At 31.6% G+C, this 23731-nt stretch carries 25 protein-coding genes; 21 read left to right on the forward strand and 4 right to left on the reverse strand.

Going from position 1 to position 23731, the window contains the following annotated elements:
- Window positions 1-264: 264 nt before the first annotated feature.
- From B2989_RS11865 to B2989_RS11875, 3 genes are all read left to right on the forward strand, one after another.
- Window positions 265-564: a hypothetical protein gene (locus B2989_RS11865; RefSeq protein WP_292948671.1), complete on the forward strand. Its 300-nt coding sequence runs from the start codon at window positions 265-267 to the stop codon at window positions 562-564.
- 66 nt (window positions 565-630) lie between these two features.
- Window positions 631-1458 carry a GLPGLI family protein gene (locus tag B2989_RS11870; protein WP_292948673.1) on the forward strand — a complete coding sequence of 276 codons (828 nt, stop codon included), beginning with the start codon at window positions 631-633 and terminating at the stop codon, window positions 1456-1458.
- On the forward strand, window positions 1440-4121 hold the full coding sequence (locus B2989_RS11875) for a carboxypeptidase-like regulatory domain-containing protein (protein WP_292948675.1): 2682 nt from the start codon (window positions 1440-1442) through the stop codon (window positions 4119-4121). Before B2989_RS11870 ends, B2989_RS11875 begins: the two co-directional genes overlap by 19 nt.
- Window position 4122: 1 nt before the next feature.
- Here B2989_RS11875 and B2989_RS11880 read toward each other — a convergent pair whose 3' ends face one another.
- Window positions 4123-5430 carry a phenylacetate--CoA ligase family protein gene (locus B2989_RS11880; protein WP_292948677.1) on the reverse strand — a complete coding sequence of 436 codons (1308 nt, stop codon included), beginning with the start codon at window positions 5428-5430 and terminating at the stop codon, window positions 4123-4125.
- A 112-nt stretch (window positions 5431-5542) separates the two neighbouring features.
- Here B2989_RS11880 and purD point away from each other — a divergent pair, with 112 nt between their 5' ends.
- Window positions 5543-6814, forward strand: a complete 1272-nt coding sequence (gene purD, locus B2989_RS11885) for a phosphoribosylamine--glycine ligase (RefSeq protein ID WP_292948679.1) — start codon at window positions 5543-5545, stop codon at window positions 6812-6814.
- 3 nt (window positions 6815-6817) lie between these two features.
- Here the strand turns inward: purD and B2989_RS11890 are convergent, their stop codons facing one another.
- Entirely contained in the window at window positions 6818-7045 is a 228-nt protein-coding gene (locus B2989_RS11890; RefSeq protein ID WP_145004840.1) for a DUF6341 family protein, read from the reverse strand.
- Window positions 7046-7091: 46 nt separating this feature from the next.
- Between B2989_RS11890 and B2989_RS11895 the strand changes: the two genes are divergently transcribed.
- Window positions 7092-8015 (forward strand): DUF6427 family protein, encoded by a 924-nt coding sequence (locus tag B2989_RS11895; protein WP_292948683.1) that lies wholly within the window; start codon window positions 7092-7094, stop codon window positions 8013-8015.
- On the opposite strand, the gene upp is transcribed toward B2989_RS11895, so the two are convergent.
- Complete coding sequence (upp, locus tag B2989_RS11900; protein WP_292948685.1) at window positions 8004-8663, reverse strand: uracil phosphoribosyltransferase; 660 nt, start codon at window positions 8661-8663, stop codon at window positions 8004-8006. The genes B2989_RS11895 and upp overlap by 12 nt on opposite strands.
- 111 nt (window positions 8664-8774) lie before the next feature.
- On the opposite strand from upp, the gene B2989_RS11905 reads away from it, so the two are divergent.
- Window positions 8775-9383: a DUF4254 domain-containing protein gene (locus tag B2989_RS11905; protein ID WP_292948687.1), complete on the forward strand. Its 609-nt coding sequence runs from the start codon at window positions 8775-8777 to the stop codon at window positions 9381-9383.
- 35 nt (window positions 9384-9418) lie between these two features.
- The gene (locus B2989_RS11910; RefSeq protein ID WP_292948689.1) at window positions 9419-10444 is read left to right on the forward strand and encodes a glycosyltransferase family 9 protein; all 1026 of its coding nucleotides are present in this window, start codon (window positions 9419-9421) and stop codon (window positions 10442-10444) included.
- Window positions 10445-10641: 197 nt separating this feature from the next.
- Here the strand turns inward: B2989_RS11910 and B2989_RS11915 are convergent, their stop codons facing one another.
- Window positions 10642-11697, reverse strand: a complete 1056-nt coding sequence (locus B2989_RS11915; RefSeq protein WP_292948691.1) for a ferredoxin--NADP reductase — start codon at window positions 11695-11697, stop codon at window positions 10642-10644.
- 110 nt (window positions 11698-11807) lie between these two features.
- Between B2989_RS11915 and B2989_RS11920 the strand changes: the two genes are divergently transcribed.
- The 14 genes from B2989_RS11920 to atpA all read left to right on the forward strand — a co-directional run bounded on the left by B2989_RS11920 (window position 11808) and on the right by atpA (window position 23636).
- Window positions 11808-12146, forward strand: coding sequence for a PadR family transcriptional regulator (locus tag B2989_RS11920; RefSeq protein WP_101202823.1), 339 nt, complete (start codon window positions 11808-11810; stop codon window positions 12144-12146).
- Window position 12147: 1 nt separating this feature from the next.
- A complete protein-coding gene (locus B2989_RS11925; RefSeq protein ID WP_292948693.1) occupies window positions 12148-12771 on the forward strand; it encodes a hypothetical protein in 624 nt (207 codons plus the stop codon).
- A gap of 3 nt (window positions 12772-12774) precedes the next feature.
- Window positions 12775-13464 (forward strand): hypothetical protein, encoded by a 690-nt coding sequence (locus tag B2989_RS11930; protein WP_292948695.1) that lies wholly within the window; start codon window positions 12775-12777, stop codon window positions 13462-13464.
- A 53-nt stretch (window positions 13465-13517) separates the two neighbouring features.
- Window positions 13518-14996 carry a DUF5687 family protein gene (locus B2989_RS11935; protein ID WP_292948697.1) on the forward strand — a complete coding sequence of 493 codons (1479 nt, stop codon included), beginning with the start codon at window positions 13518-13520 and terminating at the stop codon, window positions 14994-14996.
- Window positions 14997-15017: 21 nt separating this feature from the next.
- Entirely contained in the window at window positions 15018-15728 is a 711-nt protein-coding gene (locus B2989_RS11940; protein ID WP_292948699.1) for an ABC transporter ATP-binding protein, read from the forward strand.
- Window positions 15729-15874: 146 nt separating this feature from the next.
- Window positions 15875-18421, forward strand: coding sequence for a tetratricopeptide repeat protein (locus tag B2989_RS11945; RefSeq protein WP_292948701.1), 2547 nt, complete (start codon window positions 15875-15877; stop codon window positions 18419-18421).
- A gap of 11 nt (window positions 18422-18432) precedes the next feature.
- Complete coding sequence (locus tag B2989_RS11950) at window positions 18433-18819, forward strand: bactofilin family protein (protein WP_145004814.1); 387 nt, start codon at window positions 18433-18435, stop codon at window positions 18817-18819.
- The gene (locus tag B2989_RS11955) at window positions 18788-19030 is read left to right on the forward strand and encodes an AtpZ/AtpI family protein (protein ID WP_191099556.1); all 243 of its coding nucleotides are present in this window, start codon (window positions 18788-18790) and stop codon (window positions 19028-19030) included. Before B2989_RS11950 ends, B2989_RS11955 begins: the two co-directional genes overlap by 32 nt.
- Complete coding sequence (locus tag B2989_RS11960; protein WP_292948707.1) at window positions 19023-19394, forward strand: DUF6168 family protein; 372 nt, start codon at window positions 19023-19025, stop codon at window positions 19392-19394. Before B2989_RS11955 ends, B2989_RS11960 begins: the two co-directional genes overlap by 8 nt.
- A 135-nt stretch (window positions 19395-19529) precedes the next feature.
- The gene (gene atpB / locus B2989_RS11965; RefSeq protein WP_292948709.1) at window positions 19530-20645 is read left to right on the forward strand and encodes a F0F1 ATP synthase subunit A; all 1116 of its coding nucleotides are present in this window, start codon (window positions 19530-19532) and stop codon (window positions 20643-20645) included.
- Window positions 20646-20685: 40 nt separating this feature from the next.
- The gene (gene atpE, locus B2989_RS11970) at window positions 20686-20874 is read left to right on the forward strand and encodes an ATP synthase F0 subunit C (protein ID WP_090837241.1); all 189 of its coding nucleotides are present in this window, start codon (window positions 20686-20688) and stop codon (window positions 20872-20874) included.
- Between the two features lie 92 nt (window positions 20875-20966).
- Window positions 20967-21467 carry a F0F1 ATP synthase subunit B gene (locus tag B2989_RS11975; protein WP_145004803.1) on the forward strand — a complete coding sequence of 167 codons (501 nt, stop codon included), beginning with the start codon at window positions 20967-20969 and terminating at the stop codon, window positions 21465-21467.
- Between the two features lie 9 nt (window positions 21468-21476).
- Window positions 21477-22013, forward strand: coding sequence for an ATP synthase F1 subunit delta (atpH, locus tag B2989_RS11980; RefSeq protein WP_292948715.1), 537 nt, complete (start codon window positions 21477-21479; stop codon window positions 22011-22013).
- 42 nt (window positions 22014-22055) lie between these two features.
- Entirely contained in the window at window positions 22056-23636 is a 1581-nt protein-coding gene (gene atpA / locus B2989_RS11985) for a F0F1 ATP synthase subunit alpha (RefSeq protein WP_145004797.1), read from the forward strand.
- Window positions 23637-23731: the final 95 nt, after the last annotated feature.

Here is a 23731-nt window from a genome sequence, read left to right on the forward strand (position 1 = left end):
GCGCAAAAAAAAAACGATTAAAAAACTGTTGTTTTATTTTTTTAAACTTAGCTTCGATTTGTTAATAGTAAAATAGTTAAACTTTGTCGATTTTAACTACTAGCTAGAGACACAAGATTAATCTTTAACAAGCGCTTGTTTTTTTATTTTTTCGACAACTTATTACAAATTTAATAGCGACAACTATTAATTTAATATCGACTAATAACTTAATTAATAATCAACCAGTTTAAACAATGTAACTGGTTTAAAATTTTAGAAATTATGAAAAAATTAATTTTTGTTTTTGCACTTATGTTAATAACATCTTTTGCATCGGCTCATAACGATATTGTAAAATTGCCTTCTGTAGATAATTCAATAGAAAAAAATTCATTTTATGAATTTTCCTTCGATGAGATATATTTTAAAACTTGTAGCATTACTCACAACGTGGTTGATGCAGAAGGAAATTTAATAATGTCTGTTCATTATACCGTTACAATATCATCTGGAACTTGTAAAGGAGCTTCAAACGAATTAATTGATGACACTTATGAAACTTATAATGAATTATTCGGTTAATCTTTAATTAATCAGCAATGGTATATCTCATGATATACTATTGCTGTTTTAATAAATCAATCAATCATGAAAATTAAAATTTTAATTGCTTTATTATTTTCAATACAGCTTATAAGTGCACAAAATTCAGACAAAACAAGTCTGTCAGATTCGCTTAACAACCAATACCAAATAGAATACACAGTTAATTTCAATACTTATATTCCGCTTTCTAAAAAAGGAATTTTAATCCCATATTTAAAAGAAAATAAATCTAATTATTACGAAATGCCTTTTGATGAAGATAATGCAACAAAAGACGAAGCGGATGATTCGGAAATAAATGAAACAATTGTTATTGGTAAAAAAAATGTTATAAAACGAAACTTTACAAACCTTAATACAAATAAGCTATCATCTACAGAGACTATAACGTTTGACAACAGTTTGTATTTAGTAACGGAAGCACTCCCAAAACTAGATTGGGATCTAAGCCATCCAGATACCCTTAAAATTGGCACATATATGTGCAATAAAGCTACAACAAGTTTTAGAGGTCGAAATTATATAGCATGGTACACTAATGACATCCCAATTACTTTTGGACCATGGAAGTTTCACGGATTACCTGGACTAATTTTAGATATGTATGACCAAACACATAAATACGAATGGATTGTCACTAAAATAACTAAAAAAACGATTAATGAAAAGATACTTAATCAAGACAAGCACGATGTAAACATTAGTTTAGAAGCATTTGTAGCGTTAAGAGAAGAGTTGTTTAATACAAAGATGAATAACTTTAAAAATAATCTAAAATCTAGACAAGACAGAGGGACAAATGTCTCTGTAGATACCTTTAATACAAGACAAGGACGTGAGTTGTTGTTTGAATGGGAAGACAAAAAATAATAATATTGAAAAAACTAATTTTCATAACGTTATTGTTAGTGTTCCAAACCATTGGCTTTTCGCAGTCTACATTGTCTGGAACTGTCTCAGATAGTAATGGCAGCTTATATTCCGTTAGCATAACTATAAAAGATACGTTAACTAATCGTATTTTAAATTACACATATTCAGACAACAACGGAAACTATACCTTGGTTACCAAAAACCAAGGTCAGTTTAATATGGTTTTTAATGCATTAGGCTATAAAACCAAAACAATTTCATTAGTCTTAGATGGTACTCAAAATAATATAACCATAAACGCAGTTTTAGAAGAGCAACCTTTTACATTAGATGAGGTTGTTATAAAATCTGAACGTCCAATGGTAATAAAAAAGGATACCATAACCTTTAAAACTAAATACTTTACAAGAGGAAATGAACATACAGTCGAGGATTTACTAAAAGTAATACCAGGTTTAAATATCGACAGTGAAGGCACTATAAAAGTTGGTAATAAAGAGATTGAAAAACTAATGATTGATGGTGACGATTTATTTGAAAAAGGGTATAAAATACTTTCCAAAAACATGCCTGCTTATCCTATTGAAACGGTCGAGGTATTACAAAATTACTCCAACAACCATTTGCTAAAAGATATAGAAGTAAGCGATAAGGTAGCTTTAAACTTAAAATTAGACGATAAGTCAAAACGCATTTGGTTTGGTAATTTGGAGGCTAATGTTGGTAACGATAGTTTTTATCATTACAAGGCTAATTTAATGAATTTTGGAAAGAAAAATAAATACTATTTTTTAGCCAATGCCAATAGTATTGGATACAATGCGACTGGAGATATACAGCAATTAATAAAACCTTTTAGGTTTAATCAGCCAGGAAGTATCGGAGATAACCAATCGGTTGGTAATTTAATAGGGTTATCAGATTCGGATTCTAATTTTAAAAAAGAACGCACCAATTTTAATAATGCCGAGTTAGTCTCTTTAAACGCCATATTTAATCCGTCTGATAAGTTAAAGATTAAAACGTTAGGATTTTTTAATTGGGACGAAACCTCTTTTTTTAGAAATCAATTGGATAATATTACCACAAACACTAACAGTTTTACTAACACGGAAGATTATAAACTAGATAATAAAAGACAATTGGCTTTTGGAAAGCTAGATTTTATTTACAAGCCTTCTAAAACTAAAATGTTAGAGTCCACTACAAAGTACAATAATGGTAATTATAATAATGATGCTAATTTAGTTTTTAATGGCGTTTCCACACTTCAAAATTTAGAACAGAACAATACTTTTTTTGATCAAAAACTAAATTATACTAATAAGTTTAAAGACAAAAAGGTACTGTTGCTTACCGGTCGATTTATAACCGAAAAAAAGCCACAAAATTATACTATAAATCAGTTTTTATATCAAGATTTATTTCCGGAGTATAATACTGCAAATAATGTCTTTCAGGTTAGTAATAATCAAATGCAGTTTGTTGGTGTAAATGCGCATATTTTAGACCGTAAATCAAATGGACATTTATTAGAGTTGCAATTTGGTAACCAGTTTAGAGAGGATAAATTAAACACCAGTTTTACACTATTAGAAGATAACGTTTCGTTGTATCAGCCAATAGAGTATCAAAATCAGACTAAATACCAGGTTAATGATTTATATTTTAAAAGCAAATACAGGATAAAACTTGATAATATTGCACTAAGTGGTAACCTTGAAGCGCATCAGCTGTTTAATACTTTACATAGTAACAATGTATCTACGCAACAAACTCCTTTTTATATTAATCCAAGTGTTGGTGCAGAGTGGACAATAAATAGTAATAATAAAATACAAACCACTTATAGTTACAATACGACTAATGCCAAAGTATTAGATGTGTACAGTAATTATGTATTAACAGGATTTAGATCTTTCACTAAAGGAACAAATACGTTTAACCAATTAAAAGCCTCTAGTGTGATGCTTAATTATCAATTGGGTAATTGGGCAAATCGGTTTTTTGCAAACACCTTGGTGCTATATACTAAAAACCATGATTTTTTATCAACCAACACGCTAATCAATCAAAACTACACACAAACCCAGAAAACACTTATTAAAGACAGTCGGTTTTTTACCATTAATACCAAGTTTGATTACTATTTTAAGTTTATGTCATCTAACCTAAAGTTAGATTTAGGGTATACTAAAAACGAATTTAAAAATGTCGTAAACAATTCTAATTTAAGAACAGTAGTATCTAATAATTATAATTATGGATTAGAATTACGGTCTGCTTTTAAAGGCATTTTTAATTACCATTTAGGTACTGCTTGGACAACCAATAAAATTGAAACCTTTGCTAATAGTAAGTTTACTAATAATCAATCTTTTTTAGACCTTGACTTTATCTTTAATAAAAAGTTTGATGCAAAAGTAAAAACGGAACGTTACCATTTTGGAAGTTTAGATACAGACAATACCTATTATTTTTTAGATTTTGAAACACAATATAAGTTGATTGATAAAAAACTAACGCTAGGCATAACTGGTAAAAACTTATTTAATACCAAACGTTACACTAGTTTTTCTATTAGCGATTTAGGGTCTTCAACTACAGAAGTTAGATTGCTACCACGCATGGTACTTTTAAAAGCAGAATATAGATTTTAATCTACAATCTAGACCTAAACTGTTTTAGTTTACCACTAACTTCCCGTTCCAAAACAGCTTTCTGTTCAAAAATTAAATTTAAATTAGGTTCCAAATACTTATCTACAGCTAATTGTACAGCCTTTTGCTGAGGTTGGCTTAACTCTTCGGTAGAAACATAGTCAATTTTAAAGGTATTAATTTCAATTTGTTCGACTATAAACTCTTTTACATTCGCGTCTTTGGTCATGACGGTTTTAGTCACATAATAAAAGGTTAAACCTGCTGCAATTTTTCCGCTTGGAAGCGTAATAAAATCACTGGTACGTCCTGTTAGAGAGTCTAAAATTGGACGTTGTAATGTGCTTTTAGTGGACAACTGTCCTAAATCGCCAAGCTCATAACGTATAAAAGGGTGTGCACGATTATATAAATCGGTGACCACAATTTTACCAGGTTGACCATAAGGGACTGGTTGGTTGTTGTTGTCTAAAATTTCGACATATAAATGGTTGGTATTTACTATCCAATTGTCGTCTTGGTCCTCAAAAGCAATAAGCCCTAATTCGGCTGCGCCATATTCATTTACAATAGGAATATTAAATTGTGTTTCAAGTAGTTTTTTATCATCATCAAATAGCATTTCAGAGGTGACAATACAAACAGTTAATGTGGGACAAACGTCTTTTAAAACAATATTATTTCGTTTTAAAAACTTTGCAAATTGTACAATAGCACTAGTGTAACCGTTAATGTAATTAAATTTTGTGCGTTTAAATTTATGTAATACTTTATTTAAAGCTGCATCACTTAAATCAAACACCGAAAATCTAAAACGGTTACCTAACCAATCCTTTAAACGTTCTTTATAATATCCATTGGTATCTAACGGAATGCCATAAAAACGCGCTTGTTTAGAGGTGTTTAAATCTATATTAAACCAACTATAACGTTGCATAAACGTCACCCAAGTCATGGCATGCGCAAAATTATCTTTAGCAAACTCAAAAGGGGTTCCGGAAGATCCTGAGGTTTTATGCTTATGTACGGTTTTTAAAGTATACTTATCGGATAATCTATTAGCTAAAGGTTGTTGCAAGTTAGCTTTGGTTAACACAGGTAAGGCACTCCAATCTTTGGTGTCAATCCCTTGACATAAAGTGTTGTAAAATGGTGTGTGTTCTAAATGAAACGCAACAATGGCTTGTAGTTGCTTACTTAGGTAATTAGCATAATCAGCTTGTGTAAATCCATCAATAATAGCTTGTGTTTTTTTAGCTTCATTAACAGGAAATCCTTTTAACCGTAAAGACCATTCAAATTGTTTCAATGCAATAGATTTTCTGTAAAATAAAGAAATAAAAAACTATTGGATTTAAAGTCAATCAAATTCTTTTAAATAATTATTTTTGTGGAAACAACAACAACACAACATTACTACAATGAATATTTTAATTTTAGGATCAGGAGGAAGAGAACATACAATTGCATGGAAGCTTAAACAAAGCCCAAAATGTAGCTCACTTTTTGTAGCACCAGGAAACTCTGGAACAGCGCAAATAGCAAAAAATGTTCCTGTTAGTGTAACCGATTTTGAAGCCATAAAAGAGGTGGTTTTAAATAATAAAATTACTATGGTAGTGGTTGGTCCTGAAGATCCTTTAGTATTAGGTATTCATGATTTTTTCTTAGCAGATAACGCACTTAAAAACGTAGCGGTAATTGGACCACAACAAGCAGCTGCAACTTTAGAAGGTAGTAAAGAGTTTGCAAAACAGTTTTTGTACAGACATAACATACCAACAGCAGCTTACCAAAGCTTTAATAAAGACACTGTGGAAGATGGTTACGCGTTTTTAGAAACCTTAAATCCTCCATTTGTACTTAAAGCAGATGGATTAGCAGCAGGTAAAGGGGTTGTTATTTTAAATGATATTGATCAGGCTAAAGCCGAATTAAAAAGCATGCTTGTGGATGCTAAGTTTGGGCAAGCAAGTACTAAAGTGGTTATCGAAGAATTTTTAGACGGAATAGAGTTAAGTTGTTTTGTGCTAACCGATGGTAAAAATTATAAAATCTTACCAACTGCTAAAGATTATAAACGTATTGGCGAAGGTGATACTGGCTTAAATACAGGCGGAATGGGAGCAGTGTCTCCTGTACCTTTTGCTAATCAAGCCTTTTTGGATAAAGTCGAAGCGCAAGTGGTTAAACCAACGATTGCTGGTTTGCAAAAAGATAATTTACCATACAAAGGGTTTGTATTTATTGGATTGATAAAAGTAGGCGATGAGCCTAAAGTTATCGAGTATAACGTGCGTTTAGGTGATCCAGAAACAGAAGTCGTATTACCAAGACTTAAAAACGATTTAGTTGAGGTTTTTCAAGCAATTGCTAACCAAACGTTAGATCAAATTACTATTGATGTAGACCCAAGAGCAGCAACTACAATTATGTTAGTATCTGGTGGTTATCCTGAAGCTTATGAAAAAGGAAAAGTAATTTCAGGTCTAGAAAATATTGAAGACTCTATCGTGTTTCATGCAGGCGCACAAAACAAAGATGGTGGTATTGTGACCTCAGGTGGTCGTGTTATGGCAATTACTAGTTATGGAGATACGTACCAAGAGGCCATAAAAAAATCTTACCAAAGTATAGATAAACTAAACTTTGATAAGATGAATTATAGAAAAGATATAGGTTTTGACCTATAAGTTTTATAAATATGAGTGTGAAGAGATACTTTTATCTTCTTCGTTGTTAGCTGCGTAACCTTTTAATTGTAACATCCAATAAATAAACGCTACAAATCCAATGATGATAAATATCCATGACATAAAGTTTGCTGCCCACCAGTTTTCTAGTTCTAAGGCTCTTAATGCGTCATAAGGAGCAAATAATACGTCAACAAAAAGGCTTGCTATAGCTTCAAAAAAATCTTTCATAATTATATAATAGTATATTTATAGTACAAAAATACAAAAAGAGTTAATGATTACAACAATTTTTAGCAAATCCAAACCAATTAATTTTTTAATTGTTTTTAGTATCACACTAATTGCTTTTTTATTGCTGCCTTTTAAGTACCCAAATTTGGTTAATGCTGAAACGTCCATTTGGACCAATATCGCTGTTTTTGTATTAGTCTATTTGTCTATATTACTGCTTAATTTTATAGTAACTAAAAACTTATTATCGCAACAAAATAACTACGAAATTTTATTATTTGCGCTGTTTTTTTTGGCTATTCCGCAAGCCTTTTTGGACTATAAAATTGTAGTCTCTAATTTTTTTATCTTGCTTACATTAAGACGTTTAATAAGTATTAGGTCAAAAAAAGACGTAATTAAAAAGCTATTTGATTCAGGGTTTTTAATTGCTGTGGCGTCGCTATTTTATTTTTGGGCTATTTTGTTTTTTCCGTTGCTGTTTATAGCTATGTTGTTGTTTTCAGAGACTAACGTAAAATATTACTTGGTTCCGTTTATTGGTTTTGCAACAGTTGTTGTTTTGACTATTAGTTTTTCGATAGTAGTTTACGATGATTATTTTTTAGCACTAAATATAAATCCAGCAGTTAATTTTGACTTTAACAGCTATAATTCGGTACAATTTATAACAGCAATAACCATGTTGTTATCTTTTGGGATTTGGTCGTCTTTGTTTTATTTAAAAGATATTAAAAAGAAAATGAGAAGTTACCGACCATCTTATAAAATCTTGTTTTTAGCTTGTATTTTTGCTAGCATTATAGCAGCATTTGCACCACAAAAAAACGGAAGCGAACTCTTATTTCTTTTTGCACCTTTAGCTGTAATAATTACCAATTACATTGAAACTATTGAAGAAAAATGGTTTAAAGAATTGTTTTTAGGATTGTTATTAGTTATTCCAATAGTCCTATTAGTGTTGTAGTTTTGCTCCAAAAGCTAAATCGCCAGCATCTCCTAATCCAGGAACGATATAACCTTTATTATTTAAGCTTTTATCTATTGCAGCAATCCACAGATTAGTGTCTTTTGGTAAATTATTTTTTAAATAATCAACGCCAGGTTCTGCACCAATTGCAGCTACAATATGCACGTTTTTTGGTTTTCCAAAAGGCTCTAAAGCTTTATAAGTTGCAATTAAAGATTGTCCTGTGGCTAACATAGGGTCTGCAAGTATTAAAGTTTTACCAGTAAGGTCTGGACACGCTAGATATTCGACAACTATTTCAAAAGATTCAGGATTATCTAAATGGTGTCTGTAGGCAGATATAAATGCATTTTCTGATTTATCAAAATAGTTTAGTAAACCATTATGTAATGGGACTCCAGCTCTAAGTATTGAGCATAAAACCACATCGTTTTTTGGGGTTTCTGCTGTTATCGTTGCTAAAGGAGTTGTAATAGATCTAGTTTCAAATTCTAAAGCTTTACTTAATTCGTAGCCTAAAATTTCTCCAATACGCTCAATATTTCTTCTAAAACGCATACTGTCGTTTTGGACAGAAACGTCTCTGATTTCAGCAATAAATTGATTTAAAATAGAATTTTGTTCAGATAGATTATGAATATGCATGATAATTGTTTCTTTAAAAAGTAAAGTTACTCTAATATTTAAAAAGCCAAAACGCGTACAGCCTAAAATTCAGTTTAATTTATGTAATTTTACAGTCTTAAAAATAACAATATGTTTACAGATACAGCAAATACAATATTCCAAGACGTTATAAAAAAGTACCATATCACTAATACGGTAGACCAACCGTTTACTAATATTTATGACAAAAGTACGCACTTGTTAGAACATCTTTTATACCGTAAATGTTGGATAGATACTGTACAATGGCATTATGAAGATATTATTCGTGATCCACAAATAGATCCAGTTGCAGCATTAACTTTAAAACGTAAAATTGATGCCTCTAACCAAGACAGAACAGATATGGTAGAATATATTGACAGCTATTTTTTAGAGCAATATAAAGACGTAACACCTAAAAGTGACGCGACTATTAATACAGAAAGTCCTGCCTGGGGAGTTGATAGATTGTCTATCCTTGCATTAAAAGTATACCACATGGAAGAGGAAGCAACTAGAGCAGATGCGTCAGCCTCTCATAAAGCTGCTTGCCAAACTAAATTAGATATTTTATTAGAACAACGTGTGGATTTAAGCACTGCTATTGATACCTTATTATCTGATATCCAAAGTGGTGATAAATACATGAAAGTATATAAGCAAATGAAAATGTATAATGACGACGAGCTTAATCCTGTTTTAAGAAACCAGAAATAAAACGTGCACTTGTAATTTTAGCACGTGTTTTTAGTATGTCCAAAATACCAAAGCATATTTTAGTAATACGTCTCTCTGCAATGGGAGACGTTGCTATGACTGTTCCTGTTTTACAAGCGTTAACACAACATTATCCAGACCTTAAACTAACCCTTTTAACACGTCCGTTTTTTGCTCCTTTTTTCAGAGATTTAAAAAATGTTGAGGTTTTTGCTATTGATTTAAACAAGCAGCACAAAGGTGTTTTTGGATTATATAAACTATCCAAGCAACTAAAAGCATTGCATATTGATGCTGTTGCAGATTTACATAATGTTTTAAGAACTAAGATTTTAAAGCTTTTTTTCTTTGGAAAAAAATTTAAACAAATAGATAAGGGTCGAAGCGAAAAGAAAGCGCTAGTTAATGGACAAAATTTTCATCCTTTAAAAAGTACACACCAACGTTATGCAGACGTTTTTAAAGCGTTAGGTTTTAAGCTTAGTTTAGATAACCCAAGTTTTCCTGGTAAACAACCACTTCCTAATACAATTTTAAATACCGTAAATAACCAAAACACAAAGCAATGGATTGGGATTGCGCCTTTTGCACAATATACATCCAAAATGTATCCATTGGATCAAATGCAAGAGGTTATTAATATATTAAAGGAGCATTATATTATTTTTCTGTTTGGTGGTAAAGCAGATCAAGCTAAACTAGACTCATTGGCAGCAAATAGTGATGCTGTATTAAATGTTGCAGGTCAATATAATTTAAGCCAGGAGTTAGATTTAATATCTAACTTGGATGTCATGATAAGCATGGATTCTGGCAATGCGCACTTGGCAGCTATGCTTGGTGTTAAAGTGATTACTATTTGGGGAGTTACACATCCTTATGCTGGTTTTGCTGCATTTAATCAGCCTAAAAGCTATAATATTACACCAGACAAAATGATGTATCCTAAATTACCGACGTCTATCTACGGTAATAAATATCCAGAAGATTATAAACATGTCGCTGGAAGTATACAACCTAAACAAATTACAGAAAAAGTTACTGCTGTTTTAAACGCATAAAAAAAGCCTCAATTTCTTGAGGCTTTTAGATTTTAACTACTAATATAAAATTAATATCATCCCTTAAACTAACAAATTTCAGTGTTATAATCTGTTTCAAAGATATCTGATACTATACTAGTTTTATTTTTTGAAGGTCAGATTTAGATGTGATTCGGTAAAAGGTGTTAAAAAAACGTTTAAATGTATGTTTTGGTCTAAACATCATCATAATCTACAACTAATGTTGGTGTTGTAGGATGTGCTTGACAGGTTAAAATTAAACCTTCAGCCACTTCGGCATCGGTAAGTATGTTGTTTTGTCTCATGACTGCTTTACCATCTGTAACTCTTGCAATACAGCTACTGCAAACACCACCTTGACAAGAATATGGTGCATCTAGGTCTTGCTTTAATGCAGCTTCTAAAACGGTTTGTTTTTGCAACATTGTAAAGGTCTCCGACTCGTCATCCACAGTCACTGTTATTTGTGTGTTACCATCAGTTGCTTCTACAGTGGTTGTAGTATTTTGGGTAGCAGCAGTAAATAATTCAAAATGAATAGTATTTTCTGCAATATTATTTTCAATTAAAACCTCTTTAACGGTGTTAATCATTGCTTCTGGACCACAAAGGTAAAAAGCATCTATTGTAACATGTTTGTATTTGTTTTTTACAATAAGGTTAACGGTACTTTTTTCGATACGTCCAAATAAGGCGTTGTCTTCTTGAGATTTACTATATAAAAATTGTACATAAAAACGCTCTGGATATTGATGGTGTAAGGCTAACATATCTGCTAAAAATATAGTGTCATTAACCGTTTTGTTACCGTAAACTAATACAAAGTGGCTTTTAGGTTCTTGCTCTAATACTGTTTTTGCAATACTTAAAATTGGTGTAATTCCGCTTCCTGCTGCAAATGCTGCAATAGTACGTTCCTCAGATGCTTTTGGTTCAAAAACAAAACGTCCTTGTGGTTTTGCAACCTCTAATGTGTCACCAGCTTTTAAACTGCTGTTGGCAAAAGTACTAAAGGTTCCGTTTGGTACTGCTTTAACCGCAACGGTTAGTATTCCGCTTGACGGAGAAGAACATAATGAGTAATCACGTCTTACTTCTGCGTCGTTAATTTTAGTTTTTAGTGTAATATATTGACCTGCTTTAAAGGCGTAGTCTTGTTTTAAATTATCTGGTACAACAAAAGTCAACGTAACACATTGGTCTGTTTGACGTGTGATATCCGAAATAGTTAGTGTATTAAATTGAGACATGGTTTTAATTTTTTTGTAAAAATAATGAAGCTTTACCGTTTTGCCTTCTGTTTAGAAAAAAATTAATACATAAGTTTATTATGCATAAGAAAATTATGTATGTTTGTAATATGGCAAATTCAAAATTATATAAGGGTAGTCTGACCACTATTATTTTAAAGCTTTTAAATGAAAGCGAAAAAATGTATGGTTACGAAATGACACAAAAAGTGAAAGCAATAACTAAAGGTGAACTTAATATTACCGAAGGTGCTTTGTATCCTGCTTTGCATAAACTTGAAGCTGAAGGATTGCTAGATGTCGAGGTCAAAAAAGTAGATAACCGATTGCGTAAATACTATAAACTTACCGAAAAAGGTAATAAAGAAACAGTTAGTAAATTGGAAGAGCTTAAGGATTACATTAAGACCATGGAAACCTTTATGAATCCTAAATTTAGTTTGGATTAGTATGAAGTTGAGCCAACAACAAATAAACCAGATTGATAACTACCTAATTAAACTTAAGATTAAGTATGTAGATGTTAGATTGGAACTTATTGATCATTTAGCATCAGATTTTGAAGCATCTAATAAAGAAGAGCAATTAGAAGATTATCTTAAATCTAAAATAGATTTTATTCAAGATTTTGAAAAGAAACGTCAAAAAACAATCCATTGGAGTTATCAAAGAGAAATGTGGCGACGTTTGGCTATGTTTTTTTATAAGCCTAATTATCTTCCCTTTACTATAGTATTTGGATTTGCAGTGTATTGGATGCAGCAGTTTCAGCCAAATAAAGCACTTACTTTAATACTTATAGTTAGTCTGTCAATGATACATTTTTGGGCACTTATTACTGGTTATTCACATTATAAAACCTTTAAAAAGTTGCAAATGGCACAGCCTTTATATTCAATAATGGCTTTACCGTCTTTGTTTTTATATACTATGGGAGCAGCTAAACCATGGTTAGAAAATCAATATTTTTTTATTGCCTTTTGGTTTTTAGCAATTTTATTTAACATAGCTGGAGGCATCGAGTTGCTTAACAAAAAGAATAAAATTTTAGAGTATTCAAGAACTAGTGTCTAAATCATGAATTTAACCAATTACCAAATACAAAACCTATACGCCTTTACAAGACAACATTATGTAGAGCATTACGATTTACAAACCGAGTTAGTAGATCACTTAGCAAACGACATTGAGTCTGTATGGCAAACAGAAACCAACTTATCTTTTGAAGAAGCAAGAGACCAAGCCTTCAAAAAATTTGGAGTATTTGGTTTTATGGACGTGTTAGAACGTCGTCAAAAAGCAATGAATAAACGTTACTTCAAATACCTGTGGACAGAGCTAAAGCAATGGTTTACGTTTCCTAAATTAATTACTACGCTAGCTTTGTTTTTTTGTATTTATTTAGGGTTGTCTACAATTTTTGCAAAATCGTTTTTAATTGGTCTTTTTGTAATAATATGTGTTTTTACAATCTACAAAAGCGTACAACTAAAAAAACAATTTAAACAGCGTAAAGCGCTGTCCAATAAAAAATGGATGTTAGAAGAAATAATATTTAAACAAGCAGGAGCTTCTGCAATAGTTTTACTAACTCAGTTGCCACAATGGTATAATTTTTCTGGTAATATTTTTAGTTATCCTTACATTGTTCTGGGCTTGTCTATTTTTTCGACACTGTTTTGTCTTTGGATGTACATTAGTTTTGAGGTTATACCAAACAAAGCAGAAAAACTTCTAAACGAAACCTATCCAGAATTTTGTTTGTAACATTTTTAAACATTTGTATACTTATCTATTAAACCAACCAAAACCATCAGCATATGATTACTAAATTTTTAAGCCTAGAATGGAAATCTTTTATACGCTCGGCAAGCTTTGGTAAAAGCTTAGCAATAAAAATTGTCATGGGCTTTTTTGCTTTATATTTTATTTTAGTGTTTTTAGCATTAGGCTTTGGATTATATCCAATTTTAGAGAAAACTTTTCCGGATCAAGACCCTTTTATAGTGGTTAACGGATTTATCTTTTTTTGGTTTTTAGGCGATTTATTATTGCGTTTTTTTCTTCAAAAATTACCAGTAATGAGTGTCAAACCTTTGCTTACCATACCCATTAAAAGAAGTAGTATTGTGCATTTTGTTTTAGGAAAATCTGCAGTGTCCTTTTTTAATTTTTTACCTCTTTTTGCCATAATACCTTTTAGTATTATTCTTATTACTAAGGATTATCAACTAGCAAACGTAATGACTTGGGCTGCTGCCATGATTTTACTAACCTTAATAAATAATTTTTTAAATTTTATTATTGAAAGTTTTTCTGCAGAAACAGAACTTTCATTTCTGCCTATAATCATATTTGCTGGTACGCTATTTGGACTTAACTATTTTAATATTATTAATATTTCAGGTGCTTTGTCTTCAGCTATGTTAGCCATAGTAAACAATCCATTATTACTGCTAATTTTGATTGTAATTTTAATTGGTTTATACTTGTTTAATCATAAAATATTAATTAAAAAATTATACTTAGACCATTCACTTAAAACAAAAATTAAAGAGGTAACCACTTCAGATTTAGGATGGACCAAGCGATTTGGTGATAGTGCACCTTTTATGCAATTAGATTTAAAATTAATTTGGAGAAACAAACGTCCAAGGTCTGCAGTTTTTATGTTGGTATTTGGATTATTATATGGTTTGTTTTTTTATCCACAACCAATGTACAGAGACATGCCTATTATGTATGGTTTTATTGGTGTATTTGTGACTGGTATTTTCTTAATTAATTTTGGACAATTTATTCCAGCTTGGGATAGTGGATATTACAAAATGCTAATGAGCCAAAACATCAAGTATGAGCAGTATTTAAAATCTAAATACACCTTAATGGTACTTAGTGTTATTATCATGTTTGTGCTAAGTATTCCATATGTATATTTTGGTTGGAAAATTTTAGTTGCGCATTTTGCAGCAGCAGTGTATAATATAGGTGTTAATACTTATGTTATAATGCTTGGTGGATCTTTTAATCGAAAAAAAATAGACTTAAATCAACGTGCGGCTTTTAACTTTCAAGGTACAGGAGCAGTACAATGGTTAATTGGTATCCCATTGTTACTTTTACCATTGGCTATTTTTGGGTTATTATCTCATTTTGTTAGTTTTTATGCAGGTATATCTGCGTTAATACTACTAGGAGTTATCGGAATTATCTTTCATCAAAAAATCATGCGCTTTATTACCAGTAAGTACTTAGACTCTAAGTATGAAATGATAAAAGCATTTAACCAAGACAATTAATATTTACAAAACTTTTTAACTATGATAACAACAACAGATCTTTCAAAAAAATATAGCGGAAACGAAGTTTTAAATATTTCTAATTTAGACATACCTAAAGGTCAAAGTTTTGGTCTTGTGGGTAATAATGGTGCAGGAAAAACAACGTACTTTAGTTTGTTGTTGGATTTAATAAAACCTACTACTGGTTATATTAAAACTAATGGAATATTAGTTAACGAAAGCGAAGATTGGAAACCTTTTACGTCTGCTTTTATTGACGAAAGCTTTTTAATTGGCTATTTAACACCAGAAGAATATTTTTATTTTATTGGTGATTTACGTGGACAAAACAAACAAGACGTAGACAATTTAGTGTCACAGTTTGAAGACTTTTTTCATGGCGAAATTTTGGGTCAAAAAAAATACCTTCGTGATTTAAGTAAAGGAAATCAGAAAAAAGCAGGTATTGTCGCTGCATTAATTGGTAATCCTGAGGTAATTATTTTGGATGAGCCTTTTGCTAATTTAGATCCAACAACACAAATTAGATTAAAACAAATTATTAAGGATTTAGCAGAAAAAAAAGGAGTCACTGTTTTAGTGTCAAGTCACGATTTAATGCACGTCACAGATGTATGCGAGCGTATTGTGGTCTTAGATAAAGGTCAAGTAATTAAAGATATACAAACTAGCGAAGCAACTTTAAAAGAGTTGGAAGCGCATTTTTCTGGTACAGTAAATCCAATGTAATATGCTGTTGGATGACTAAAACATCTAAGTTTCAGTTCATTTTTTGGCAAAAAGTAAAAAAGATGCTTATTTTTACGCACCTGTCAATAATTATAAATAATAATTATGGCATTAATTAGTTATGTATTACACTAAATACAACCGCATTGAAGATAGCATTAAAAATTTGTATAGTTTCTGGTTTGATCTTAGCAACAATTACTAGTTGTTCAAGAAAAAAAAACAGTTTTATAAATCGTAATTTTCATGCAGTTACTGCAGAGTATAATGCTTTGTTTAATGGTTACGAGGCCTTAAAACAAGGACAAAACAGTCTTAACGATGGTTACAAGGACAACTATTGGGACATCTTACCTGTCGAGCGTATGCAAGTTAGTGATGAGATTGTTTTACCAGGACAATCAAAAAACGAAAGTTTTACTAAAGCAGAAGAAAAAGCGGTAAAAGCCATCCAAAAACATGGGATGAATATTCAAGGTAAAGAGTATAACCCTCAAATTGATGAAGCCTATTTATTGTTAGGAGAAGCTAGATATTTTGATCAACGCTTTGTGCCAGCTCTAGAAGCTTTTAATTACATCCTTTACAAATATCCTGCTTCAGATAAAATAAACACTGCAAAGGTTTGGCGAGAAAAAACTAACATGCGTTTGGATAATGACGAGTTAGCCATTAAAAATCTAAAACGTCTAATAGAACAAGAAGAGTTAGAAGGTCAGGAACTAGCGGATGCGACGTCCATTTTAGCACAAGCCTACATCAATACAAAGTCTTTAGACAGTGCTTTAACGCAAATTAAGATTGCAGCTAAAGCAACTAAAAATAATGACGAAAAAGGACGTTTTGGTTTTATAACAGGACAACTATACAACGTACTTACTTACAAGGATAGTGCAAATATTGCATTTGACGAGGTTATAGATTTAAACCGAAAAATTCCACGTCGTTACTTAATGGCTGCACATGTTGAGAAAGCTAAAAACTTTGATTACGATAAAGGCGATAAAATTGCATTTTTAAAGTACCTAACCAAATTAGAAAAAGACCGAGAAAATCGTCCGTACCTAGATAAGATATATCACCAAATTGGCGAGTTTCATTTAACTAATAAATCGGATTCTTTAGCAGTAGTATATTACAATAAATCACTAAGAGAAAAATCTACAGATAAAATTTTAACAGCCAAAAACTACGAAACTCTAGGCGATTTTTATTTTGATAGAAATAACTATAAAGTAGCAGGAGCTTATTTTGATAGTACAATGACTAGTATGGTTGAAAACAGTAAACCTTACAGAACCATTAAGCGTAAACGCGAAAACTTAGATGATGTTATTTATTATGAAGGCGTAGCCGAAGTTAATGATAGCATACTTAAACTAGTTAGCATGTCTGATGCAGATCGTGTTACATTTTTTACAGACTACACCAACAAGCTTAAGATAGAAGCTGAAAAAGAAAAAGAACGTTTAGAAATCGAAGCTAGAAAAAAAGGATTAGCAACAACAAATACGCCAACAAATAATGTCACTAAGCCAAGAGGTGGATTACCAGGTGTTGGTAGTAATTTTTATTTTTATAACCAAAGCACAGTTGCTTATGGTAAAAACGAATTTACGCGTATTTGGGGAGACCGTAAAAATCAAGACGATTGGAGATGGTCATCTGCAAGCGGAAGCGCAATTGGCAATCAATCCAATTCTGATATAGCAGCAGTTTTAGAGCAAGATCAAGAGTTTTTAGATCCGCAATTTTATATAGCGCAAATCCCTACAGCACAAAAAGAACTTGATAGTTTAAAAAAGGATCGTAATTATGCCTATTATCAGTTAGGTCTGATTTATAAAGAAAAATTTAAGGAATATAATTTGTCTAAAAGCAAGTTTTTAAACCTATTAGCTAGTAATCCTGAACAAAAATTAATTTTACCTTCTAAATATAACTTATATAAAATATATGAGATTTTAGGCGAAAACGACGAAGCACAAATCATCAAAACAGATATTATAGCCAACTATTCAAGTTCTAGATATGCCGAGATTTTGAAAAACCCAGAATTAGCAGCAGCTAGAGACAAAAGTAGTCCGGAAAGTCTATATGAAGCAACCTATAAATTACTGGAAGAACAAGATTATGCTCAGGTCATTGAAAAGTCAAATAAATATATTAAGTTTTTTGATGGCGAGCCAATAGTAGCAAAATTTGCACTTTTAAAAGCAACAGCAAATGGTAGGTTAAATGGATATCAAGCCTACGTAGATGGACTTAATGACGTAGCATTAGCTTATGCAAACATGCCAGAGGCTATTAAAGCGGAAGCTATAGTTAACAGCTTAAAATCTGTAAGTGATAAAACGTTTAAACCAAATACTGAGTCTACGTCTTTTAAAGTATTGTTCCAATTTGAAAAAAACAATACTGAAGCGATAACTGCATTTAAAAAAATATTAGACGAGGTAACACCTAAGGTGCAATATTATAATTTGTCAACATCTGTAGATGTTTATAATCCCGAAACTTCATTTGTAGTGGTTCATGGTTTAAAAAGCGTAGATGGAGCAAAAGGGTTTGCAGAGATTTTAAAAGCAGAAGATAAATATAAAATAGATAGACCTTATTTTGGAATTTCTTCTGACAATTATAAAATACTTCAAATACATAAAAATCTAAATCAATATTTAGAAAATCAATAATTTCCCTAAAAATGAAAAAAAAGCAACAAGAGCAATTTTCTATTCAAAATATAATAGCAAAAGGCACTAAAATAGTAGGAGACTTTTTTAGCGAAGGCGACCTACGTGTGGATGGGTTAATCGAAGGTAATGTAGAGGCGTCTGGTAAAGTAGTTATTGGTAAAGAAGGCGAAATAAAAGGAACTCTTAAATGTAGTAATGCCTATTTTGAAGGTAAACTAGTAGGTGCTTTAGAGTTAACCGAAACCTTAACCTTAAAGTCTACTGCACATATAGAAGGTGAAGTAGTCACACAAAAACTGGCTGTAGAGCCTGGAGCAACTTTTAATGTATCGTGTGTTATGAAAACGACTGTAAAAGATATAAATGGCGGATCAAAAACAAAAAAAACAGCTTAATCCATATATTAGGTTTACATCTATTGCCATACAAATGGGTTTGACTATTTGGTTAGGTAGCCAATTAGGTAGTTGGTTGGATAGCAAATATGGTGATGGTAGTCAATTATATTTTAAAATAATTACATTATTATCTGTTTTTATTGCAATGTACGCTGTAATCAAGCAAGTTGTTAAAATAACTAACGATCAAAAGACTAAAAATGAATAAACGCATACTATATGTAGTTGTTATAATATTAGTATTATTAGCAGTTGCTTACAACCTTCAAAATTATTTAACCCAAGACGTATTACCTTACTCTTTACAAAAGCTATATTTATTTCATGGTATAGCAGTATTGATAGTATATCTAAGCATAGAGTTTATTTACGATAAAATGCCCAATCAAATAGGTGCAGCATACCTAACAATGATGTTTTTAAAAATAGGAATTTTCATACTATTGTTTAAATCCACGATATTTACTGAGCAAGATTTAGCGATACAACATCGCTTAGGATTATTAATTCCATTTTTTTTATTTTTAATAGTAGAGGCTGTTTGCATAGCAAAATTATTAAAAAGTAAGTAAGTGCTTGAAATAAAGAATAATAGTGGTTATTAAAACCTTAAAAAAAATCTAATTAAAAAAAGCGTTTACCTTTTTAAATTATTACTTACATTTGCACAAAATTTACAGACCATAAATTTATTAGTTACAAAAAGTATGATGTTGGCAAAAAAATCTATCAATTTTATAGCGATATTAGTTCTGACTTTATTTTCAGTGTCCTCTTATGGAAGTGATGATAAGCAAGAACCAGGAAATCCGGTGAATACTGCTCAAGAAATTAAAGAGTATATCAAACATCACTTAAAAGATTCTCATGACTTTCATTTGTTTACACACAATGAGTCTGGAACGCCTATCAGTTTTCCATTACCAGTTATCGTTTGGACTAAAGATGGTTTAAAAACATTTATGTCTTCAGCATTTCACCATGATGATAGTGGAAGTGTAATTGTAGAAAAAGGAGACACACGTTTAGTAAAGCTACATAGTAAAATTTACGAGTTAGATAATGGCGCAACAACAGTAGCTTTTGATGATGCACACCATCCAACAAATGCACATAAAGTTATAGATTTTTCAATTACAAAATCTGTTTTTGGAATGTTATTAACAGGAGTGTTAATGTTATTAGCTTTTACAGCGTTAGCAAGAGGTTATAAAAAAGGACACTCTGTACCAAAAGGATTTAGTAGGGTTTTAGAGCCTTTAGTAATATATGTAAGAGACGATATTGCTAAACCAAATATTGGAGAGAAAAAGTACCGCAAGTTTATGGGCTTTTTATTAACTGTATTTTTCTTTATCTGGATCTTAAACTTATTAGGATTAACGCCAATTGGGTTTAATGTTACAGGTCAGATTGCAGTAACAGCTTGTCTAGCAATTTTTACAGCAGTTATATATTTATTTAGTGGAAGTAAAGACTTTTGGAAACACACCTTATGGATGCCAGGAGTGCCAGTTATTTTACGTCCAATATTAGCAGTAATAGAGTTAATAGGTTTTGTGTTAATTAAACCTTTCTCATTATTAGTGCGTTTATTTGCAAACATGACAGCAGGTCACTTTGTGGTAATGAGCTTAATAGCATTAATGATAACAATGAAAGAATCATTTGGAGCTGTTGGATCAACAGGGATGTCTTTAGTGTTAGCTTTATTTATTTCGGTTATTGAAATTTTAGTAGCCTTTTTACAAGCGTTTATTTTCACGATGTTATCATCGTTATTTATAGGAATGGCAGTCGAAGAACACGACGATCATCACTAACAAGAATTTGTTTAATTAATATTTATAAAACCAAATTAGTATGTACAATTTAATTGGAGCAGGATTAATCGTAATCGGTGGAGGAATCGGATTAGGTCAAATTGGAGGAAAAGCAATGGAAGGTATTGCTCGTCAACCAGAAGCAGCTGGAAAAATCCAAACTGCGATGATCATCATCGGAGCCTTATTAGAAGGTTTAGCATTCGGTGCGTTAATCTTAGGAGCATAATCCTAAAACAAAAAGAAACAGCTTTCTGCAACGGTTGGTTGCAGGAACTGTTTTAAATTAAACAAACAAAGAATTACAGTAATCTATATAGTATGGAAACTTTATTAAATGACTTTTCGGTAGGTTTATTCATTATGCAAGGTGTTATCTTAATAATACTAATTGTATTAATGAGAAAATTTGCATGGAAACCTATTTTAGACGCTTTACAAACTCGTGAAGACGGTATACAAAATGCATTAGACTCAGCTGAAAATGCTAAGCTAGAAATGCAAAATCTTCAAGCAGATAACGAGAAGTTATTAAAAGAAGCACGTGCAGAGCGTGAGTCTATGCTTAAAGAAGCAAGAGAGTTGAAAAACAAAATGATCGAAGACGCTAAAACGGAAGCTCAAGCTCAAGCAAACAATATGATTGCTCAAGCACAAGCAGCTATTGAAAGCGAAAAGAAATCAGCTATGGCAGAATTAAAAAATCACGTAGCAGGATTATCTTTAGACATTGCAGAAAAAGTAGTACGTCAAGAATTATCTAACAAAGACAAGCAATTAGAGTTAGTTGAGTCTATGTTAAATGATGCTAAATTAAACTAAGTTTAAGTTATGGCAGGAGAAAGAGCAGCAATACGTTACGCAAAAGCAGTTTTAAGCTTAGCTACAGATAATAATACAACAGACGTTGTAAACAATGACATGGAGCTAATTAATAATACAGTAGCGCAAAGTAAAGATTTAAAAGATATGCTTTACAGTCCTGTAATTAGTTCTAGCATTAAAAAATCTGCATTATTAGAAGTTTTTAAAGGTATTAATCCAGCAACGGTAAACCTTATAGATACTCTAATTACAAACAAACGTACAGATTTATTACCAGAAGTAGCTTCAAAGTTTATAACTTTATTCGAGCAACAAAAAGGTAGTCAAATTGCTACAGTTACAACAGCAGTTCCTTTAACAGAAGCTTTAGAAGCTAAAGTTTTAGCAAAAGTTAAAGAACTTACAGGTAAAGATGCAGCAATAAAAAATATAGTAGATGAAAGCATTTTAGGTGGTTTCATTTTACGTGTTGGAGATACGCAGTATAATGCTAGTATCGCTAACCAATTAAGCAAGTTAAAAAGAGAATTTACAATAAACTAAGACTTACCCTGAGTTTGTCGAAGGGTCTAAATATCAATAAAGATGGCAGAAGTAAAACCAGCTGAAGTATCAGCAATCTTAAAACAACAACTTTCAGGTTTTGAAGCTAGCGCTTCATTAGACGAAGTTGGAACAGTATTAACAGTAGGTGATGGTATTGTACGTGCTTACGGATTAGCTAACGCACAATATGGTGAGTTAGTAGAATTCGATGGTGGTTTAGAAGGTATCGTACTTAACCTTGAAGAAGATAATGTAGGTATTGTACTTTTAGGAACTTCAGTAGGAGTTAGAGAAGGATCTACAGTAAAACGTACTAACCGTATTGCTTCTATTAAAGTAGGAGAAGGTATTGTTGGACGTGTCGTAGATACACTTGGTAACCCAATTGATGGTAAAGGACCAATCACTGGAACAACTTATGAGATGCCTTTAGAGCGTAAAGCACCTGGAGTTATCTACAGAGAGCCAGTAACTGAGCCATTACAAACAGGTATTAAAGCAATTGATGCTATGATCCCAGTTGGTAGAGGTCAACGTGAGTTAGTAATTGGTGACAGACAAACAGGTAAGACTGCAGTTTGTATTGATGCTATCTTAAACCAAAAAGAATTTTTTGATGCAGGTGAGCCTGTATATTGTATATATGTTGCTGTTGGACAAAAAGCGTCAACAGTGGCACTTATTGCTAAAACTTTAGAAGAAAAAGGAGCTTTAGCTTATACTACAATAGTAGCTGCAAATGCATCAGATCCTGCTGCAATGCAAGTTTATGCACCTTTTACAGGAGCTTCTATTGGAGAGTATTTTAGAGATACTGGTAGACCAGCTTTAATTGTATTTGATGATTTATCAAAACAAGCTGTTGCTTACCGTGAGGTATCTTTATTATTACGTCGTCCACCAGGACGTGAGGCGTATCCTGGAGATGTATTTTACTTACACTCAAGATTATTAGAGCGTTCTGCAAAAGTTATTAATAATGACGCGATTGCTAAAGAGATGAATGATTTACCAGAATCATTAAAACCAATCGTAAAAGGTGGTGGATCTTTAACTGCATTACCAATTATTGAAACACAAGCAGGTGACGTATCAGCATATATCCCAACTAACGTAATTTCTATTACAGATGGACAAATCTTCTTAGATGGAGATTTATTTAACTCTGGTGTACGTCCAGCAATTAACGTAGGTATTTCTGTATCTCGTGTAGGAGGTAATGCACAGATTAAATCAATGAAAAAGGTATCAGGTACTTTAAAGTTAGATCAAGCACAATATCGTGAGCTTGAGGCATTTGCTAAGTTTGGTTCAGATTTAGATGCAGTAACTTTAAACGTAATTGAAAAAGGTAAACGTAACGTAGAGATCTTAAAGCAAGGTCAAAACGATCCATTTACTGTTGAGGATCAAGTAGCAATCATTTATGCTGGATCTAAAAACTTATTAAAAGACGTACCTGTAAATAAAATTAAAGAATTTGAAAGAGATTATCTTGAATTCTTAAATGCTAAGCACAGAGGTGTTTTAGATACTTTAAAAGCAGGTAAATTAACTGACGAGGTTACAGATACACTTATCGCTGTATGTAAAGACCTTTCAGCTAAATATAGAGCATAACAATTATAAATTTATAGTTATAGATTAGTCGTCTATAACTATAAATTTGAATTATTAAACTAATGTCACTCGGAGCGTGTCGAAGAGTCTTTATA

Source organism: Olleya sp. UBA1516 (genome assembly GCF_002323495.1).
Lineage (GTDB): Bacteria > Bacteroidota > Bacteroidia > Flavobacteriales > Flavobacteriaceae > Olleya.

Excerpts from the sequence above, each read along its gene's own strand:
- atpE (WP_090837241.1), top strand. The coding sequence starts at position 20,686 with ATGTACAATTTAATTGGAGCAGGATTAATCGTAATCGGTGGAGGAATC.
- B2989_RS11895 (WP_292948683.1), top strand. The coding sequence starts at position 7,092 with ATGATTACAACAATTTTTAGCAAATCCAAACCAATTAATTTTTTAATT.
- atpB (WP_292948709.1), top strand. The coding sequence starts at position 19,530 with ATGATGTTGGCAAAAAAATCTATCAATTTTATAGCGATATTAGTTCTG.
- B2989_RS11955 (WP_191099556.1), top strand. The coding sequence starts at position 18,788 with ATGGCGGATCAAAAACAAAAAAAACAGCTTAATCCATATATTAGGTTT.
- B2989_RS11925 (WP_292948693.1), top strand. The coding sequence starts at position 12,148 with ATGAAGTTGAGCCAACAACAAATAAACCAGATTGATAACTACCTAATT.
- B2989_RS11890 (WP_145004840.1), bottom strand. The coding sequence starts at position 7,045 with ATGAAAGATTTTTTTGAAGCTATAGCAAGCCTTTTTGTTGACGTATTA.
- B2989_RS11960 (WP_292948707.1), top strand. The coding sequence starts at position 19,023 with ATGAATAAACGCATACTATATGTAGTTGTTATAATATTAGTATTATTA.
- atpA (WP_145004797.1), top strand. The coding sequence starts at position 22,056 with ATGGCAGAAGTAAAACCAGCTGAAGTATCAGCAATCTTAAAACAACAA.
- B2989_RS11870 (WP_292948673.1), top strand. The coding sequence starts at position 631 with ATGAAAATTAAAATTTTAATTGCTTTATTATTTTCAATACAGCTTATA.
- B2989_RS11930 (WP_292948695.1), top strand. The coding sequence starts at position 12,775 with ATGAATTTAACCAATTACCAAATACAAAACCTATACGCCTTTACAAGA.
- atpH (WP_292948715.1), top strand. The coding sequence starts at position 21,477 with ATGGCAGGAGAAAGAGCAGCAATACGTTACGCAAAAGCAGTTTTAAGC.
- B2989_RS11940 (WP_292948699.1), top strand. The coding sequence starts at position 15,018 with ATGATAACAACAACAGATCTTTCAAAAAAATATAGCGGAAACGAAGTT.
- B2989_RS11915 (WP_292948691.1), bottom strand. The coding sequence starts at position 11,697 with ATGTCTCAATTTAATACACTAACTATTTCGGATATCACACGTCAAACA.
- B2989_RS11935 (WP_292948697.1), top strand. The coding sequence starts at position 13,518 with ATGATTACTAAATTTTTAAGCCTAGAATGGAAATCTTTTATACGCTCG.
- B2989_RS11910 (WP_292948689.1), top strand. The coding sequence starts at position 9,419 with ATGTCCAAAATACCAAAGCATATTTTAGTAATACGTCTCTCTGCAATG.
- B2989_RS11905 (WP_292948687.1), top strand. The coding sequence starts at position 8,775 with ATGTTTACAGATACAGCAAATACAATATTCCAAGACGTTATAAAAAAG.
- purD (WP_292948679.1), top strand. The coding sequence starts at position 5,543 with ATGAATATTTTAATTTTAGGATCAGGAGGAAGAGAACATACAATTGCA.
- upp (WP_292948685.1), bottom strand. The coding sequence starts at position 8,663 with ATGCATATTCATAATCTATCTGAACAAAATTCTATTTTAAATCAATTT.
- B2989_RS11875 (WP_292948675.1), top strand. The coding sequence starts at position 1,440 with ATGGGAAGACAAAAAATAATAATATTGAAAAAACTAATTTTCATAACG.
- B2989_RS11950 (WP_145004814.1), top strand. The coding sequence starts at position 18,433 with ATGAAAAAAAAGCAACAAGAGCAATTTTCTATTCAAAATATAATAGCA.
- B2989_RS11865 (WP_292948671.1), top strand. The coding sequence starts at position 265 with ATGAAAAAATTAATTTTTGTTTTTGCACTTATGTTAATAACATCTTTT.
- B2989_RS11975 (WP_145004803.1), top strand. The coding sequence starts at position 20,967 with ATGGAAACTTTATTAAATGACTTTTCGGTAGGTTTATTCATTATGCAA.
- B2989_RS11920 (WP_101202823.1), top strand. The coding sequence starts at position 11,808 with ATGGCAAATTCAAAATTATATAAGGGTAGTCTGACCACTATTATTTTA.